17 protein-coding genes are annotated in these 17,396 nt (G+C 62.3%); 8 read left to right on the forward strand and 9 right to left on the reverse strand.

The window, feature by feature from the left end:
• Window positions 1–84: 84 nt before the first annotated feature.
• Window positions 85–2,298 carry an SLC26A/SulP transporter family protein gene (locus tag AB8A27_RS17730; RefSeq protein WP_441243033.1) on the forward strand — a complete coding sequence of 738 codons (2,214 nt, stop codon included), beginning with the start codon at window positions 85–87 and terminating at the stop codon, window positions 2,296–2,298.
• Between the two features lie 5 nt (window positions 2,299–2,303).
• Here the strand turns inward: AB8A27_RS17730 and cnbZ are convergent, their stop codons facing one another.
• The 6 genes from cnbZ to AB8A27_RS17760 form a co-directional block, all read right to left on the reverse strand.
• A complete protein-coding gene (cnbZ, locus tag AB8A27_RS17735; RefSeq protein WP_441243034.1) occupies window positions 2,304–3,059 on the reverse strand; it encodes a 2-amino-5-chloromuconate deaminase CnbZ in 756 nt (251 codons plus the stop codon).
• Between the two features lie 26 nt (window positions 3,060–3,085).
• Entirely contained in the window at window positions 3,086–3,802 is a 717-nt protein-coding gene (locus AB8A27_RS17740; RefSeq protein WP_441244944.1) for an ABC transporter ATP-binding protein, read from the reverse strand.
• A gap of 7 nt (window positions 3,803–3,809) precedes the next feature.
• The gene (locus AB8A27_RS17745; protein WP_441243035.1) at window positions 3,810–4,571 is read right to left on the reverse strand and encodes an ABC transporter ATP-binding protein; all 762 of its coding nucleotides are present in this window, start codon (window positions 4,569–4,571) and stop codon (window positions 3,810–3,812) included.
• On the reverse strand, window positions 4,564–5,514 hold the full coding sequence (locus AB8A27_RS17750) for a branched-chain amino acid ABC transporter permease (protein WP_441243036.1): 951 nt from the start codon (window positions 5,512–5,514) through the stop codon (window positions 4,564–4,566). Before AB8A27_RS17750 ends, AB8A27_RS17745 begins: the two co-directional genes overlap by 8 nt.
• A complete protein-coding gene (locus AB8A27_RS17755) occupies window positions 5,511–6,377 on the reverse strand; it encodes a branched-chain amino acid ABC transporter permease (protein ID WP_441243037.1) in 867 nt (288 codons plus the stop codon). Before AB8A27_RS17755 ends, AB8A27_RS17750 begins: the two co-directional genes overlap by 4 nt.
• Window positions 6,378–6,457: 80 nt before the next feature.
• A complete protein-coding gene (locus tag AB8A27_RS17760) occupies window positions 6,458–7,675 on the reverse strand; it encodes an amino acid ABC transporter substrate-binding protein (protein WP_441243038.1) in 1,218 nt (405 codons plus the stop codon).
• A gap of 158 nt (window positions 7,676–7,833) precedes the next feature.
• Here AB8A27_RS17760 and AB8A27_RS17765 point away from each other — a divergent pair, with 158 nt between their 5' ends.
• Window positions 7,834–8,739 carry a LysR family transcriptional regulator gene (locus tag AB8A27_RS17765; protein WP_441243039.1) on the forward strand — a complete coding sequence of 302 codons (906 nt, stop codon included), beginning with the start codon at window positions 7,834–7,836 and terminating at the stop codon, window positions 8,737–8,739.
• Window positions 8,740–8,745: 6 nt separating this feature from the next.
• Here the strand turns inward: AB8A27_RS17765 and hutX are convergent, their stop codons facing one another.
• From hutX to AB8A27_RS17780, 3 genes are all read right to left on the reverse strand, one after another.
• Window positions 8,746–9,252 (reverse strand): heme utilization cystosolic carrier protein HutX, encoded by a 507-nt coding sequence (gene hutX / locus AB8A27_RS17770; protein WP_441243040.1) that lies wholly within the window; start codon window positions 9,250–9,252, stop codon window positions 8,746–8,748.
• Between the two features lie 47 nt (window positions 9,253–9,299).
• Entirely contained in the window at window positions 9,300–9,638 is a 339-nt protein-coding gene (locus AB8A27_RS17775; RefSeq protein WP_068735293.1) for an antibiotic biosynthesis monooxygenase family protein, read from the reverse strand.
• Between the two features lie 98 nt (window positions 9,639–9,736).
• Window positions 9,737–12,097: a TonB-dependent hemoglobin/transferrin/lactoferrin family receptor gene (locus AB8A27_RS17780; protein WP_441243041.1), complete on the reverse strand. Its 2,361-nt coding sequence runs from the start codon at window positions 12,095–12,097 to the stop codon at window positions 9,737–9,739.
• A gap of 270 nt (window positions 12,098–12,367) precedes the next feature.
• Between AB8A27_RS17780 and hemP the strand changes: the two genes are divergently transcribed.
• The 6 genes from hemP to AB8A27_RS17810 all read left to right on the forward strand — a co-directional run bounded on the left by hemP (window position 12,368) and on the right by AB8A27_RS17810 (window position 17,391).
• Window positions 12,368–12,562 (forward strand): hemin uptake protein HemP, encoded by a 195-nt coding sequence (gene hemP, locus AB8A27_RS17785; protein ID WP_441243042.1) that lies wholly within the window; start codon window positions 12,368–12,370, stop codon window positions 12,560–12,562.
• Window positions 12,559–13,554 carry a heme/hemin ABC transporter substrate-binding protein gene (locus AB8A27_RS17790; protein ID WP_441243043.1) on the forward strand — a complete coding sequence of 332 codons (996 nt, stop codon included), beginning with the start codon at window positions 12,559–12,561 and terminating at the stop codon, window positions 13,552–13,554. The genes hemP and AB8A27_RS17790 overlap by 4 nt, the downstream gene beginning before the upstream one ends.
• Window position 13,555: 1 nt before the next feature.
• A complete protein-coding gene (locus tag AB8A27_RS17795; RefSeq protein WP_441243044.1) occupies window positions 13,556–14,653 on the forward strand; it encodes a FecCD family ABC transporter permease in 1,098 nt (365 codons plus the stop codon).
• A 5-nt stretch (window positions 14,654–14,658) separates the two neighbouring features.
• Entirely contained in the window at window positions 14,659–15,480 is an 822-nt protein-coding gene (locus AB8A27_RS17800; protein WP_441243045.1) for a heme ABC transporter ATP-binding protein, read from the forward strand.
• Window positions 15,481–15,623: 143 nt separating this feature from the next.
• Entirely contained in the window at window positions 15,624–15,989 is a 366-nt protein-coding gene (locus AB8A27_RS17805; RefSeq protein ID WP_092144761.1) for a response regulator, read from the forward strand.
• 112 nt (window positions 15,990–16,101) lie between these two features.
• Window positions 16,102–17,391: an amidohydrolase family protein gene (locus tag AB8A27_RS17810; RefSeq protein ID WP_441243046.1), complete on the forward strand. Its 1,290-nt coding sequence runs from the start codon at window positions 16,102–16,104 to the stop codon at window positions 17,389–17,391.
• Window positions 17,392–17,396 lie beyond the last annotated feature (5 nt).

The following is a 17,396-nucleotide window of genomic DNA, read 5'->3' on the forward strand; positions in this document are numbered from 1 at the left end:
TTCCATTTCACAATAATGGCGAAAGCTGGCAACACCTGTCATCCGTGAAGACGTGGCCGGTCCCTCTGTGACGAAGGCCAGCCCGTGCTCAAAGCTTCGCCCCCCGCCGAGCCGCTCGTCGACTGGCGATCGGAAATCAGCGCCGGCCTGATCTCCAGCCTCGTCTGTCTGCCGCTCTGCCTGGCTTGCGGACTGCTGGTGTTTGCGCCGCTCGGCCCTGATTATGTCGCGGCCGGCGCTGCAGCCGGCCTGTATGGCGGCGCCATCGTCGGCCTGGTCGCGGCCGTGGTCGCCACCTCCTCCTATATCGTCACCACGAGCCGCGTCAGCATGGCGCTGGTGCAGGCCGGCCTGACCACGACGCTGGTGAATGACCCGACGCTTGCGAGCCAGCCCGCGATGATCGTGACTGCGATCATGCTGTGTCTATTTCTCGCCGGGCTGTGGCAGGTCCTGTTCGGACTGCTCGGCCTGACACGCGCCATCAAATTCGCGCCGCATCCGGTTCTGACTGGCCTGCTCAACGGCGTCGGCATGTTGATCGTGATTTCCCAGTTCAAGCCGTTCTTTGCCGCGCATACGCTGTGGCCGACCAAGCCCGCGATGCTGGTTTACGTCGTGGCATTGGCACTCTTTGTCTTGAACTATCCGGCAATAGCAGCGTGGCTGCGACTGCCGGACTGGCTGCGAAAGATACCGGGATCGCTGGCAGGCTTCATCGCCGGGACCGTGCTCTACTATCTGATCAGCGTCCCGACCGGTCTCGATCTCGGGCCGACCATCGGCGAGATCCATGTCAGCTTCCCGCCGGCCATGCCGCTCGGCCCAGTGTTCGACGGCTCCATCACGCCGGAACTGACAGCCGTGCTTCCGCATGTCGTGCTGGTGTCACTGGTGCTGGCGATCATCGGCACGGTGGAGACCATGCTGGCCTTCCGTGTGGCGCAGCAGCTCGACGACACGCATATCCACCCGGTGCGCGACCTTGCCGCGCAGGGCATTGCCAATGCGGCCGCAGCGCTGGGCGGCGGCATCGGCGGATCGGCGATCCCGTCCGTCATCCTGCTCGGCTATCGCATGGGCGGCCGCACGCGCTGGACCGGCATCTGCGTCGCGATCAGCCTGCTCGTCATCACATTCGCGCTGTCATCAGTGCTCGCACAGGTGCCACGCGCGGTATTCGCCGGCTTGCTGCTCGTGATCGGCATCGTGCTGTTCGATCGCTGGAATCTGCAACTGCTGGCCGACATCCGATCCAGCAGCGAGCCGCAGGCTCGCCGTCACGCGGTCTACAACCTGATCGTGGTGCTCGCGGTGATGGCCGTAACCGTGTTCAGCTCCGTCGTCTCCGGCGTGATCGTCGGCATCATCCTGTCCTGCATTATCTTCGTCATCAATATGAGCCGGCCGCTGGTGCGCCGCGCCCATCTCGGCGACACGCTGTTCTCCAAGCGCATCCGCTCGGCCGACGATCTCGCGATCCTGCAGCAGACCGGGCGGAAGCGCGCCATCCTGCAGCTCGAAGGCGCGCTCTTCTTCGGCAATGCCGACGACCTCTCGTTACGGGTCAAGGACCTGTTCAACAGCACGGAGATGATCCTGCTCGACATGGGCGCCATCTCCGATCTCGACATCTCCGGCGTCAATGCGCTGCGGACCCTGCGCCAGAAGGCCACTGAAAAGAAACGGCGCGTGATCTACTGCAATGTCCGGCCGGTTCATGCCGCCATCATCGGCAACGGGATCGGGCACGATGCGACGTCGCCGCCGATGACGCAGGATCTCGATTCCGCACTGGAGTGGATGGAGCAGACCATGCTTGACCGCTCCGCTGCCCGGCAGGGACAAGCGGACGAGCTCACGCTCGAGCAGATCGACTTTCTCGATGGCGTTTCACCCGACGAGATAGCTGAACTGACCGCAGTGATGACCAGACGCGAATTCGCGTGCGGCGATACGATCTGCCGCGAAGGCGACGCCGGCGACCGGATGTGGCTGATCCTGAAAGGCAGCGTCAGCGTGCTGCTGCGCACCGACGGACATCACGAGCGACGCCGCATCGCTGGACTTGGCCGCGGTACGACGGTCGGGGAAATGGCGCTGGTGGAATCCGTGCCACGCTCGGCGACCATCGTCGCCGACGACGAGGTGGTCTGCTACGAGCTTCCGCGCAACGGTTTCGACCTGATCCTCAAGAAAAATCCGGTGCTCGCCACCAGGCTGCTGGGCAACCTGGCGCGCGAACTGACCCGGCGACTGCGGCAGACCTCGCAGGATCTGCGCGTCAGTCATCACTGAGGCGATTAGACCTCGACCACGCGCTCCACATGCACGCGGCGGCAATCCATCTCATATTCGAGATCGACCACCGGCGGGCGGTTGAAGTGCCAGGTCAGGCCGTTGCGGAATACGCCGCGGCGACCGAGTTCGCTTTCCAGCAGCGCATAGACGTCCCGCACGGTGTAAAGCTGCGCGCCGGTGGTCTGGTCCCAGGTGCCGGAGAATGCGCTCATGCGGCGCTCCATCTCGTCGAGCACGAACTTGGCCTTTTCCAACATGCCGGACGGGCTGATGTCGCCGAGGCGCACCGTGTTGTCGCGATAGTCGCCCTTACCCTCAGCCGCCTCGCCGCTGCCGGCGATCACGAAGGATGCCGGCGCATTCGGCGCGACGGTCGTGAAGGAGAAGGCATGGAAGCCGGGCTCCGACGGCGGATCGATCTTTGGACACACATTGCTGCGCGCAATGGGGTTCACGCGATCCTTCATGATGCCCCACTCTTCGAGGGTCTTGATGTAGATCTCGTTGAAGTCGATGAAGCCTTGCTCCGTGAACGGCGCCGGCGAGCGCAGCTCGCAAGCCGCGAATGCGGTCAGCGGCCGGCCAGCTGCCTTGATGATCTCGGCGACCCGCGCGAAGCCTTCCTTCAGTGGCACCACCTTGGAGAAACGCACACGCTCCAGCGCGAAGCCGGGCAGCGCGCCGACGCCGCAGGAATACTGGAACACGCCCGGCATGTAACGGTAGCCACCATTGGGGGCTTCGACGGTTTCAATCATGTTTGCCTCTTTCGATGAAATCAAAGTCAGTCTTCGAGGACGCCGAGATAGGCGTCGCGGATGATGGGATCGGCCAGCAATTCGGCGCCCTGCCCGGTGCGGACGATACGGCCCATATCCATGATGTAGGCGTGATGGCAGAGGTCGAGGGCGGTGGTGACGTCCTGCTCCACCAAAAGGATCGACATGCCTTCGGAATTCAACTGGCGCAGTGCCGCGACCAGTTGCTCCACCAGCAACGGCGAGAGACCGAGCGACAATTCGTCGATCATCAGAAGGCGCGGCGCGCTCATCAGCCCGCGGCCGATGGCGCACATCTGCTGCTCGCCGCCAGACAGTGTGGCGGCTGCCTGGTTGCGGCGCTCGCGCAGTTTGGGGAAGGTCGTATAGACGCGGTCGAGATCGCGATTCAGCTCCGCGCGGCTGACGCTGCGCGAATAGGCGCCCATCAGGAGATTGTCCTCGATGCTCATGGCGCCGAACAGACGGCGTCCTTCCGGCACATGGACGATGCCGTGGGCGAGCATCTGCGCCGCTGTTGCCTTCGACAGATCGACGCCTTCGGAGACATATTTGCCTGACAGCAGCGGGATCAGCCCGGACAGCGCACGCATCAGCGTGGTCTTGCCGGCGCCGTTGGAGCCGATCAATGCAGTGATCTCGCCGGTGCGCACCGCCATGTCGATGCCCCACAGCACCTGGATTTCGCCGTAGCCGGCGCAGACCCCATTCAGTTCGAGCATCGGATGATCAGCCACGGGCGGCGTTCCGTTGTGCATATTGCTGGCCCAGATAAGCATCGACGACGGCAGGATCCTTGATGATGTCGCGCGGCGCGCCGTCCGCGATCAGCCGGCCGTTATGCAGCACCGCGATGCGAGTGCAGACATTGAGCACGACCTTCATCAGATGTTCGATCATCACGATGGTGATGCCGTCGGCGGCGAGTTGGTGGATCAGCTTGGTGGCGCGTTCGACCTCGGCGCTGTTGAGGCCGGCATTGACCTCGTCGAGGAACAATAGCTTCGGCTTCATGGCCAGCGCCTTGGCCAGTTCCAACCGCTTGCGCATAGCCAGTGTCAACGTCGCCGCGGATTGATCGGCCTGCGCATCGAGGCCAACGAATGCGAGATGCGCGCGGGCGGCTTCGCGCGCCGATTTCAAGCTCTCACCCGGCTGAGAGAACAGCGCGGCGGCAGCGACATTGTCGAGCGCACTGTATTCAGCGAAAGGCTGTACGATCTGGAAGGTGCGCGACAGACCGAGCCGCGCAGACTGATAGGTCTTGATCCGCGTGATGTCGCGGCCATCGAAGGTGACGACGCCCGAGCTTGCGGGGGTGACGCCGCAGATGGTGTTGACCAGCGTGGTCTTGCCGGCGCCATTCGGGCCGATCAGGCCGACCACCTCGCCCTTGTTGACGGACAGCGACACGTCGCTCAGAGCTTTCAAGCCGCTGAAGTGACGCGAGACATTGCTGAGATGCAGGATTTCGTGACCGGGCTTAGACATGTTTCGCCTTTCGTCCGAACAGCCCGCGCCAGATCTTACCTACATGCAGCGATATCAGCCCGTGCGGCAGGAACAACAGCAGCAGGATGATGAGCACGCCCAGCACACCCGAATGGATCTGAATGTAATTGCGCCAGACCACCTCTTCGAGGCCGAGATAGACGAAGGCGCCGCAGACCACGCCGAGCGGCGATCCGAGCCCGCCCATCAGGGCCATCACGATCGGCTTCACCGAATAGAGAATGTCGAACACGTCGGACGGATCGATGTAATGCACCCAGGCCGCATAGAGCCCGCCGGCAGCGCCGACGAAACAGGCGGACAGTCCGAAGGCGACGGCCTTGTAGAGCGTGGAATTGAGGCCGACCATGTTCGAGGCCGTCTCGTTCTGCCGGATGCAGTTCAGGCCGAAGCCGAGCTTCGAGGCCGAGACCGCGATGACGACGATCGCCGTCAGCAATAGCAAACCCCACATCGCGTAGAAGAAGAACGTTGCGTCGGACAGGACGCTCGATCCGGACACCAGCGGAATGTTCAACCCCATGCCCCCGCCGGTGAGATCGGTGGCGTTGTTGACCAGCTCACGGAACACTTCGACCAGCGACAGGCTGGCGATGGCGAAGTAGTGCCCACGCAGGCGAAGCAGAACGGCGCCGAGCGCCGCAGCGAGCACCAGACACAGCACCAGTGCGCCCAGCAGGGACACCGGCAGCGGCACGCCCTTGTTCATGAGAATGCCAGTGGTGTAGGCGCCGAGGCCAAAGAAGGCGGCCGTCGCAAAAGACGGATAGCCGGCAAAGCCGCCGACGATGTTCCACGACAGCGCGAAGATCGCATACATGCAGGCCATGGTGCCCAAGCGCATCGCATAGGCGTCGCCGACCAGCGGCAGCGCGGCAACGCAGGCGATGAGAACAAGGAGCGCGATATTGGTCCGGGTCATTCAAAACCCTTTCGGCCAAGCAAGCCCTGCGGCCTGACGACAAGGAAGATGATGAGCAGGACAAAGGACAGCGTCACCGCATGGGCCGGACCGAGATAGACCGAGCCGACGCCTTCGACGAGCGCCAGCAACAATCCGCCAGCCAGTGCGCCGGACACGCTGCCGAGGCCGCCGAGGACGCAGACCACGAAAGCCTTGCCGAGATAGGCTGACGACGTCAGCGGCGAAATCGGGAAAATCAGCGCCATCAGCACACCGGCGCAGCCGGCAAGCGCAGCGCCGAGACCGAAAGCAACGGCGTAGATCGACTTGACATTGACACCCATCAGCACGGCAGCATCGCGATCGAGACGAACCGCCACGATGGCCCGCCCCACCTTGGAGCGGCGCAGCAGCAGATAAAGCAGGAAGGTCAGCGCCAATGCGGAGGCCGTCGCAATCAGGCGATCGACGGGAACGACCACATCGAAGATCGAGACCGAGCCCGTCGGCGGATTGAGGATCAGCTTCCGGTAATCCGCCTTGAAGTAATAGATCATCGCATTGTTCAGGATCAGATCGAGCCCGAAAGTCAGCGTCAGCGTCACCAGCACCGGCGCGGTAATGACACGGTTGAGCAGCAACCGCTGCAGCAGATAGCCGAACACGAAGAAGGCCGGCGCAGCGATCAGCAGCGAATACCACGGCGACAGGCCGAGCGCGTTATAGGCGCCCCAAGCCAGATAGGCGCCAAGCACGATGAACGAGCCGTGGATCAGATTGATGACGTTGAGCACGCCCCAGACCAGCGAGAAACCGATCGCGATACAGGCATAGAGACACCCAAGCACGAGTGCATTGATCAGGACCTGAATGGCCAGCATATCGATTCCCCGCCGGTCTCAGCAGACTTGCTTGAGCATGATCTTGTCCGAAAACCGGTATCCACTTTTCGGGATCATGCTCAGTTCACGCCGAGTTTGAAGTCGCCCTGCTTGATGGCGTCCGGGAACAGCACCACAGGTTTGCCGGCCTGGATCTGGAAGACCGGTGGTTCGAGCGAGTTGATCTGGCCATTGGCGCCGAACTTGACCGGCCCCCAGAAGGTCACGACATCCATCTTGGCAAGTTCGTCGCGCACCTTGTCGCGATCGAGCGAACCGGCCTTCTCGATCGCCATCTGGAACAGCGCGCCGCAGACGGCAGCCGATGCATGGGCATAATCCGGCTCGAGCTTGTACTTGTCCTTGAACAGCTTCACGAAATTGGCCGTTGAGCCGAAGATGTCCTTGCCATCATATTTTTCGGCCGGGTGCCACCACGAGGCGCTGGAGATGTTCTCCGCGCTCTGGCCGGCGGAGTCGATGAATTCCTGATAGGCCGGGCCGGCGATCATGGTCACCACGCCCGCCTTCATCTGCTGATCGACCATCTGCTTGCGGATCAGCAGAAGATCATTGGTGTAACCCGTGATGAACACCCACTGCGGCGCCAGCGACTTGATCTGCGACAGCGTCGCGGAATGATCGAGCGTATTGATCGCATATTTCTCGAAATAGACGACCTCGAGGCCATTCTCCTTGGCCGACTTCTCCATTTCCTGCGCGATCGCGAGGGGGAACAGATCGTTGCGCGCGAGGATTGCGACCTTCTTCACATCGGTGGCCTTGGCCTTGACGAGCTTGGTCAGCGGCGTGGTCAGCGTGTCGTTCGGCGTGAAGGTGCCGAACAGATATTTGTAGTTCTGGTCGTAGACCTGGGACGACGACGCCGTCGCGGCCAGCATCGGCACCTTGTATTTCTCGGCGATCGTGCTGGCTGCCTTGGCAGCACCCGAGCCGAACGGGCCGAACATGAAGTTCACCTTGTCCTGGGTGATCATCTGTTCGGTGGTCTGCACCGAACGCGGCGTGTTCGACTGATAGTCCGAATAAACGATCTCGACCTTGTACTTCTTGCCGCCGACATTGATGCCGCCGGCCTTGTTGGCCTGTTCGGCCCAGAGGTCATAGCCCTGCTGCTGCTTCACGGCTTCCGGCGCCAGCGGCCCGGTGATCGGCAGCGGCGCGCCGAAGCGGATGACGTCCTGGGCCGAGGCCACCGAGGATGTCGCTCCCAGGCCAGCCGCAGCCAGCAGGAAGGATGCGGAAAGAGCACTGAGAACAAGCCGGGGATGAAACATCCAAATTCTCCATCGATGACGGGACCGTGACCTGGCAACAAGTCTGTCAAATTTAGATTTCGAATAAAAGCATTGAAATTCGAAGTGAGAGGTCTGAAAATCAGAACGCTAGTCAGGTCCTGCCATCGCGCTGGGCAGCCAGTCGCGAGGGACCAACGATGATCGAATCCACCGCCATTCGCTATTTTCGCGTGGTTACCGAGTCCGGATCGATCAAACAGGCCGCCGCAGCGCTCCGCATCGCCCCCTCCGCCATCAGCCGGCAGGTGCAGGGGCTCGAGGAAGAACTCGCCGTCAAACTGTTCGAGCGCGGCGCGCGCGGCATGAACCTGACCGACGCGGGCCATGTGCTCTATCGCTATGCAGTCGAGAACCGTAACCAGCTCGACGGATTGCGCAGCCAGGTCGAGGAATTCGCGTCGCTGCGCCGTGGCCAGGTCAAGATCGCCACCGTCGAGGGCATGCTGTCGAGCTTCCTGCCCAACTCCTTCGTCGACCTGTCGCGGCAATATCCGGGGATCGCACTGTCAGTGACAGCCATCGGCGCCCGCGACGTCGTCGAGATGGTCGGCCAGAACGAGGTCGATCTCGGCCTGATCTTCGGCCGCGCGCCGCGACGCGACCTGATCGAGCTCGGGCGCATGCGGCAACCGGTCTGCCTGATCGTCGCACCCAGCCATCCGCTGGCCAATCAGAACTCCTTCGCGATGAAGGATCTCGCAGGCCTGCGCGTGATCCTGCCAGATACGTCGTTCGGCATTCGGCAGGAGCTGGACAAGTCCTGCGCGCAGGCCAATGTACGGCTGGAAATGTGCAGCGAGACCAACTCGCTCGCCTTCACCCAGACGGTGGCCGCCCGCACCGATCTTGCGACCTTCCTGCCGATGGTTTCGGCGATGGCCTCGATCAATGCCGGCACGCTGGTCGCGATCCAGCCACGCGACCGCAGACTCGAATCCACACAGGTAACACTGGTGCAATCGGCCGCACGCATGGCATCGCCCTCGACGCGCGTGGTGGCAGAAATGCTGGTGGCTCAGATGAAGGAGAGTGAAGACGGCTAGACGCGCTCAGGCGACGAGCTTCTTCGCCAGTGCGCGGAAACGTTCGAGCTGGTCCTGCTTCAGCGCGCGGGTCTCGTCGCGGCCGACGAAGACCTTGAACATCACGCCACCATCGACATTGAGAAATGCGACGAAGGCCGACGACTTGCCCATGAAGGGGCGCTCGACGAATGCCACACCGCCGCAGCGCTCGTGGCGCAGATGGCCGTGCAGTCCCTTCGGCTGTGTCAGATTGTAGTAGCCATGGCCGATGGCGCCCGGCGACAGCGGTGCGGTCGTTTCGAAGATGCCGTCCTCGGTATGCACGATCAGCGTCACCTCGCCCCACTCGGCGATATCCGTCATCGCGGTGACGAACGCGTCGGCACCGCCGCCGATCGTCACCATCTCCGAAGGCAGCGCTTCCAACACCGCACGCGGCGTGACGTTGCGCTCACGCGCAACGGTTTCGATCACGGCGCCGGGATTCTCCGCCATATAGGTTTTCAGCGCGGCGAGATCCGTATTCAGCATGAGATGGCTCCGTGATCGATCATTGGTGTTGGGTGCGGAGGCCGCAATCAGGCCGCAGCGCTCTTGCGGCGCTCGGACTGGATCACTTCGAAGCCTTCGAACTTCGGGTGACCGAGATAGAGGCTGGCGCCTTCCGACTTGTTGTCAGCGCGGGCATGCGCCTTGCGGAACTGCTCGGACTTGGTCCAGCCCTCGAAGTCCGCCTTGCTGGCCCAGACCGTATGCGACGAATACAGCGTGTGATCCTCGGCCACCGGCCCCTTCAGCAGGCTGAACTCGATGAAGCCCGGCAATTCCGAGAGATAGGATTCGCGGGTCGCCCAAATATTTTCGAAAGCAGCTTCGGATCCGGTTTTGACCTGAAAGCGGTTCATGGCGATGAACATGGGTAGTTCCTTCCTTGATGTGTTCGTGGGCCACTATAGGCGAAATCGCGCCCGGACATGAGCGCGATTTCCTTGGAGGTTGCCTTGATCTGCGACAGTTATGCGCCGCCGAAATGCACCTTGATGCCACCCTTGTAAACGATGCCCGGGCCAGGGGCGGTCCACAACGCGTCGTTCTGCGTTGTGCCATCGCTGGTCGACCCGGGAATAGCATAGGGGCGGTAGTACTGGTTCAGGATGTTGTCGATCCCGAAATTCAACGTGATGTCCTGCGTCGGCTGATAGGCGACGTACAGATTGACGAGATCGTAGGAGGTCGATGGCACATACCCGGCCGGGATGTCGGTATTGGCCGCGACCGAAGCCCACTGAGCCGAGATTGTCAGCTTGCGATCGAGCAGGCGGACGCCACCGGTGGTCGTGATCTTGCGCGGCTGAATCGTCGCCAGGCCGACATTGGTCTGGGTGTTCTTGCCACTTTGAACCGTCGCGCCGACGCCCAGGAACCACAGGCCGGCGTCATAGGCCGTCTCGGCTTCGAAACCCTCGATCTCGGCATTGGCGATGTTTTGGTACTGATAGAAATTGCTATTGAGGATGGTGCCCGGGCGCCCCATGAAGGTATAGCTGACAAGTACCGGCGTCGAAGCGACCAGATCGATATAGTCATCAACGTCGTTGCGGAAGAAGTTAAACTTGGCGCGGAAACTGTCGCCCGACGTAAAGACGTCGTTATATTTCAGATTGACGCCAACTTCCTTGTTCTTGCCGACCTCCGCCCGGAGGTTCGGGTTGGGCAAGAAGCAGAACAGGCCGGACGTACCGTCAGCACAGGTGACGAAAGTCGGTCCACCGCCGGAAGCGTGGCCACCTGCGATGAGCGTCTCGGTGATCGATGGCGCACGATAGCCTTCAGCGTAGCTCACATAGGGCGTGAAGCCCGCCACCGGCGTAACACCAACGGTGATCTTCGGCGACAGCCGATCGCCGCTCGACGACGTGTTGTTGGCACCGAGCGCCGTACCGGCGGAATTCAACTCATAGTAGTCGTAGCGCAGTGCACCGATGACCTCGAGCCATGTGGAATAATTGCTCTTCATCTGAACGAAACCGCCGCCGACCGTACGGTCGCCGCTCGGGGTCGTGATGTTCGAGTTGCCGCGTGAATCGAAGGTCTTCACCGTGTCCTTGAACACGTCGAAACCATAGGTCACAGCATTGCGCCAGTTGCCGACATCGAAGCGCGACGTGTTGTTGATATCGACACCGAATGTATCAAGCAGGTAACCGCGCTGATCGCCAACGCAACCGGAAATATTGTTACCGGCGCTACCAGAACCGCAGAGCGCGGCGCCGGCCGTCGAATAGTGGTAGGTTTTGGTCTGGTCGTTGTCGACGCGATTGCCGTAAAGCGAGACGTTGAAATCGAACAGCATGTCCTCCGGACGCGCGTATTTCCACGTCACGGTACCGGTGTAGTTCTTTGCGTTGGAAGCGTAGACGGACGAGCCCTGATTCAGAGCGATCAGAGCCTGCGTTGTGGTTGGACCACGATTCAACTGACCAACCGTATAGCTGTAGTCCTGGAACAGGCCGCCGAACTTCACCTCATGGCCGTCGGCGGGGCGAACCGTAACTTTCATCAGGCCCGCAGCGATATCGTTGCCTGTATTGCCAATCTCGGTGCCGGCGCCGTCCTTGTAGTTACCCTGCGTGCGGTAGACCGCGCCGCCAAACACGTCGACGGACGGGTCGACACGCACACCGCCGAACACCGAACCCATGCCACGGGCATTGTTGGAGCCGTAGGAGCCACTCATATCCACGCCCCAGCGCTCACCGGGCCGCAACACGTCATTGATGTCCTTGGTACGGAACGAGGCCACGCCGCCGATAGCACCGGAGCCGTAGATATTGGCGGTCGGACCGCGCGTGATATCGATGCCGCCGATCAGTTCGGGGTCGAGAAAGAACGAGCCATTCGCATTGTGACCGGAGCGCTGATAGTTCTGGCGCGCACCGTCGACCACAACGGCGACACGGCCGAAGTCCTGCAAGCCGCGGATATTGATCGCCGTGGACGGATCATCGCCACGATCCTGCATCCAGACACCCGGAACATTGTAGAAAAGCTGGCTCAGCCGGCTCGGCTGCTGCAGCTGGATCTGCTCCTGCGTCACGACGCTGACCGGGGCCAGCGCGTCGATGGCGCGCTCCTGGGTCTTCGAAGCCGTCACCGTGATTTCATCGAGTGACTGGCCGGTGCGGCCGGCCTGCGCATTGGCGTTGGCGACCTGAGTGGGCATCGGAGCCGGCTTGGCGGCAGCACGCTTCTTCTTGGCTGGCTTCGGCTTCTGCACGTCGCCTGCCTGCGCGGCGGCCTGTGCCAAGGCGGTCTCGGAGACCAACGCCCCCATCGATACGATCGACACACCCAACAACAAGGCGCGCGTAGTCATGCCCCCAAGAGCCATAGCCTAATCCCCAAACACAAATTTCAACGGATCGTGGCTGGCTGGCGCTGCACGAGGCAGGGAGCTTGCTGGCTCTCGAATGCGACTCGGGGACCCCTGCCACCAAGTTGCCATTTTCGATTACGGTTCATTAACAGGGGGGTCAAGCAATCCCGCTCCTGTTTATATTGATTATAGACTGCAGTGCTTGGCGATGAGGTGCGACAAAACCTATAACGATGACAGAGACTTTCACGGACGGGATAGATCGGCGCTATGGATACGGGTTCTCACGACGGCAGCGCTGCCGCTCACACCAAATCCTCAGCCGGACGCAATGTGGTCGTAAATGGCGACCGGATGGACAGCAAGGAGCTGTTCGCGGATCAGCGTGAGTTGCTGATTACGCATGGCGACGAGACCTATCGCCTGCGCCTGACGTTCCAGAACAAGTTGATCCTCACCAAATGACCGCCGGCCTCCCTGTTCCCGGCCTCCCCGGTCGACGTCATCGCATCGCGCATGCGCTGCAATGTGTAGTGCTTGCCAGCACGCTGGCATTGTCCGCCGCGGCTGCGGCGGAAGACGCCGTTGTGCGCGACGCACGCGGACGCGACGTCACAATCGGCCATCCCACCCGCATCGTCTCGGTCGGCGGCGCGGTGACCGAAATTCTTTATGCGCTGGGCGCTGACGACCGCATCGTCGCCGTCGATACGACCAGCCTGTATCCACCGAAGGCCATGACCGACAAACCCAATGTCGGTTACATGCGCCAGCTCTCTGCGGAAGGCGTACTGGGGCTGAATCCGCAGCTGGTGCTGGCCATCGCAGGCTCCGGCCCGAAGGAAACCATCGACGTCATCGACGCCGCCAAGATTCCGCTGATCATGGTGCCGGATACGTTCACCGAGGCCGGCATGGTGGAGAAGATCCGGCTGGTCGCCAAGGTCGCGGGCGTCGAGACCCGCGGCGAATGTCTTGCCACTGCCGTAGCCGGCGATCTTGCCGCGCTGCGTGAATTGCGCGCCAAGGTGAAGACCCCGCCACGGGTGATGTTCGTGATGTCCTTCCTCGATGGCCGCACCATGGTCGCAGGTCAGAAGACGGCAGCCAACGAAATCATCAAACTGGCCGGCGGCGTCAATGTCGCGGACAGCTTCGACGGCTACAAGATCATGAGCGATGAAGCCATCGCCGCGGCCAAGCCGGATACCGTGCTCTCGATGGAGCGCGGCAAGGATACGCTGCAGGCCGACGCCGTGTTTGCCAGCCCGGCATTCGCACTGACGCCGGCCGCGAAGACCAGGAACCTGGTCGCCATGGACGGCCTCTATCTGCTCGGCTTCGGCCCGCGCACGGCAGCCGCCGCGCGCGATCTTGCCGTGAAGCTCGATCCGGCACTGACCGCTGACGCGGCCTCGTTCAAGCCCGCCTCGCTCGCCGTCAACTGTCGTCAATAGGATGACTGCCGCCGATGCCAAGCTGACTGCGTTTGTCAGAACGAAGGGCCGGGTGCGGCGCCCCGCGACGATCGTCGTCCTGAGTGGCCTGTTCGCAGCACTGCTGCTGACGGTGCTGCTTGCCGCCACGGTTGGCGCCGCTGGCATCCCGCTGTCCCGCCTGCCTGCAGCACTCGGCCTCTCGGCCGCCGATCCCGCCAATACCTTTGCCGCACGTGATCAACTGATCCTGTGGTCGATCCGCATTCCCCGCATTGCCATCGCCGCGATGATCGGCGGCATGCTGGGCGCGGCCGGCGCGATCATGCAGGGCCTGTTTCGCAATCCCCTCGCCGACCCGGCGCTGGTCGGCGTCTCCAGTGGCGGCGCGTTTGCTGCAGCGAGCGCCATCGTCATCAGCGACAGCCGCTTTGCGCATTACGTTGCTTTTCTGCAGCCTTTTCTGTTGCCGTTGGCTGCCTTCATCGGCTCGCTGCTCACCACCATTATTCTTTATCGAATTTCCAGCCGCAGCGGACGCACCTCCATCGCGCTCTTCCTGCTCGCCGGCATTGCCATCGCCGCGATTGCCAATGCGGGCATCGGCCTTCTCGTGTTCATCGCCGACGACCGGCAATTGCGCGACATCACGTTCTGGCTGCTCGGCTCGCTCAGCGGCGCGACCTGGAGCAAGGCGGCGACGATTGCGCCCATGCTGGCCCTGGGCCTGATCGGGATGTTCTTCACCAGCCGCGGCCTTGACGTGCTGATCCTCGGCGAATCCGAAGCGTTTCATTCCGGCGTCGATGTGGAGCGCCTCAAGCGCATCTGCATCGTGCTGGTCTCCGTCATGACGGGTGCTGCAGTTTCCGTCTGTGGCGTGATCGGCTTTGTCGGCATTGTGGTGCCGCATCTACTTAGGCTGATGATCGGCCCGGGCCATCGGCTGCTGCTACCGGCATCCGTCGGTCTCGGCGCCAGCCTGCTGGTCGGCGCCGATACGCTGGCCCGCACCATCGTCGCTCCGGCCGAGATGCCCATCGGCATCCTGACCGCTGCCGTGGGTGCGCCGATCTTCCTGCTAATCCTGCTGCGTCAGCGCGGGCTGGTGGGGCTATGACACAGATGGCCAATACGCCTGTCCTCACAGCATCCGGCATCTCGCTGACCATTGGCCAGGCCACGCTGCTCAATCATGTCGATCTCATCGTCAACAGCGGCGAGATGGTCGCCATCGTCGGTCCCAACGGCGCCGGCAAATCAACGCTGCTGCGCCTGCTATCGGCCGATCTGCGTGCGTCGCGCGGCGCCATTACGCTAAAGGGCCGCGACCTCCATTCCTGGTCGCCTGCCGAACTGGCGATGCGGCGCGCGATGCTGTCACAACATGTCAGTGTGAGCTTCCCGTTCACGGTCGAGGAAGTCGTGCAGATGGGTCGGGGCAACCTGCCGCTGGCGTCTGCGCAATCACTCGTCGATGCCGCGATCGACGAAGTGGGCCTTGGCGACTTCCGCCATCGCGAATTACCGACGCTGTCAGGAGGCGAACAGCAGCGCGCGCATTTCGCACGCATCCTCGTGCAGCTCGCCTGCGGCGAAGCTGCGCATGGTGCTGGCATCCTGCTGCTTGACGAGCCGACATCATCTCTCGATCTGCGTCACCAGATCGAACTCGTCGAAATTTCGCGGCAGCGTGCACGCAGCGGCACGGCTGTGATCGCAGTGCTGCACGATCTCAATCTCGCAGTTCGGTTTGCCGACCGCATCATCGTGATGCGCAACGGCGCCGTTGCGGCGGAAGGAACACCTGCAGAAACGATCACCAGCGACGTGATCCGCCGCGTGTTCGATATCGACGTCGCCGTCGCACGCACCGACGATGGCGCGCCCTATCTGCTGCCGCAGATGATGCAACAGATTGCGACTTCAACTTCCGTTACGGGTTGACTGTAGTTCTGCCGGGCGCATCATCATGCGCAGGCATGCCTGTGCATGAGTAACATTGTTGCTCACGGGAACTCACTTTTATCTGAACTCCCGATCAGCTGATGCATTGCCTTCCTGTCGCAACAAACCACGGAGATTTCCCCATGGGTCATGCACACAGGTCGACAGCACTGGTGGTCGAGAACGACGAAGCACAACGCACACTGGTCAGTCTGCTGCTCGAAGAGAGCGAGATGAATGTGATCGAATGCGAGAGCGCAGAAGCGGCCGTGCTGGTGCTGGAAGAATCCGGCGATAATGTCGCGATGGTCTTCACCGATGTGGAACTCGCCGGCCTGATGGACGGGATCGAGCTCGCTTATCTCGCCAAGCAACGATACCCCGACATGCATGTAGTGGTGACATCAGGCGCGCCCCGCGTCCGGCGCCTGCCTGACGGCACGCTGTTCATGGCCAAGCCGTGGAGCCCGATCGATCTGCTTCGTGCGGCAGAACAATCCTTTCACTGATACAGGCTCTATCTGCGCGCGGCTCGGCGGATGCCGCCGCGTGGGACAGTCTTGCATTGCTGCAGCGCAACGGAGATAATTCGTTGATCACGCCGGCCGCAGCAAGGATCTCATGCCGTTCGACCTCCTCATTCGCAACGCCACGCTTCCCGACGGCCGCACCGGCCAGGATATCGCCATCGAAGCTGGCCGTATCGTCGCGGTGCAGCCCAATCTGACCGGTGAAGCCGGCCGCGTGATCGACGCTGCCGGGCTTCTGGTCTCGCCGCCATTCGTCGATATCCACTTCCATATGGACGCGACGCTGTCGCTCGGGCTGCCACGGCTGAATGTCTCCGGCACCCTGCTCGAGGGCATCGCGCTGTGGGGTGAATTGAAGCCGCTGCTGACCTATGAGGCTCTGGTCGAACGGGCGCTGCGCTATTGCGATCTTGCGGTGACACAGGGCCTGCTCGCGGTGCGTACCCATGTGGATATCTGCGACGACCGGCTGCTGGCTGTCGATGCACTGCTCGACGTCAAGAAGCAGGTCGCGCCCTATCTCGACCTCGAACTGGTCGCGTTCCCGCAGGACGGCTATTTCCGCTCGCCAACCGCTGCGCAAAATCTTGCACGCGCCCTCGACAAGGGCGTCAGCATTGTCGGCGGCATTCCGCATTTCGAGCGGACCATGGCCGATGGCGCCGCGTCGGTGAAGGCACTCTGCGAGATCGCCGCTGCGCGCGGACTGCGCGTCGACATGCATTGCGACGAAAGCGACGATCCGCTGTCGCGCCACATCGAAACGCTGGCCTATGAGACCCAGCGTCTCGGACTGCAAGGCCGCGTCGCCGGCTCGCATCTGACCTCGATGCATTCGATGGACAATTACTACGTCTCGAAACTGCTGCCGCTGATCGCGGAGGCCGGCGTCGCAGCCATCGCCAATCCACTGATCAATATCGTGCTGCAGGGTCGCCACGACACCTATCCGAAGCGGCGCGGCCAGACCCGCGTGCCCGAGATGCGGCCCCATGGCATCATCGTTGCCTTCGGCCAGGACTGCTGCATGGATCCATGGTATTCGCTGGGCTCGGCGGACATGCTGGAAGTCGCGCATATGGGTCTGCATGTCGGGCAGATGACCAGCCGCGACGCGATGCGCTTCTGCTTCGACACCGTCACCACCAATCCGGCAAAGATCATGGGCCTCGACGGCTATGGTCTCGACGTCGGCTGCAATGGCGATCTCGTGCTGCTGCAGGCGCTCGATCCCATCGAGGCGATCCGGCTGAAGGCAACGCGGCTCGCGGTCGTCCGCCGTGGCAAGGTGATTGCCGAGACGCCCGCGCGGATCGGCCGACTGGCGCTCGATGGCCGCCCAACATCGGTCGATCCGGCCGCCTACGCGCCGCCGACCTGATATCC

Origin of the sequence: Tardiphaga sp. 768_D3_N2_1 (genome assembly GCF_052076105.1) — a bacterium.
In the GTDB taxonomy this organism is placed as follows: Bacteria; Pseudomonadota; Alphaproteobacteria; order Rhizobiales; family Xanthobacteraceae; genus Tardiphaga.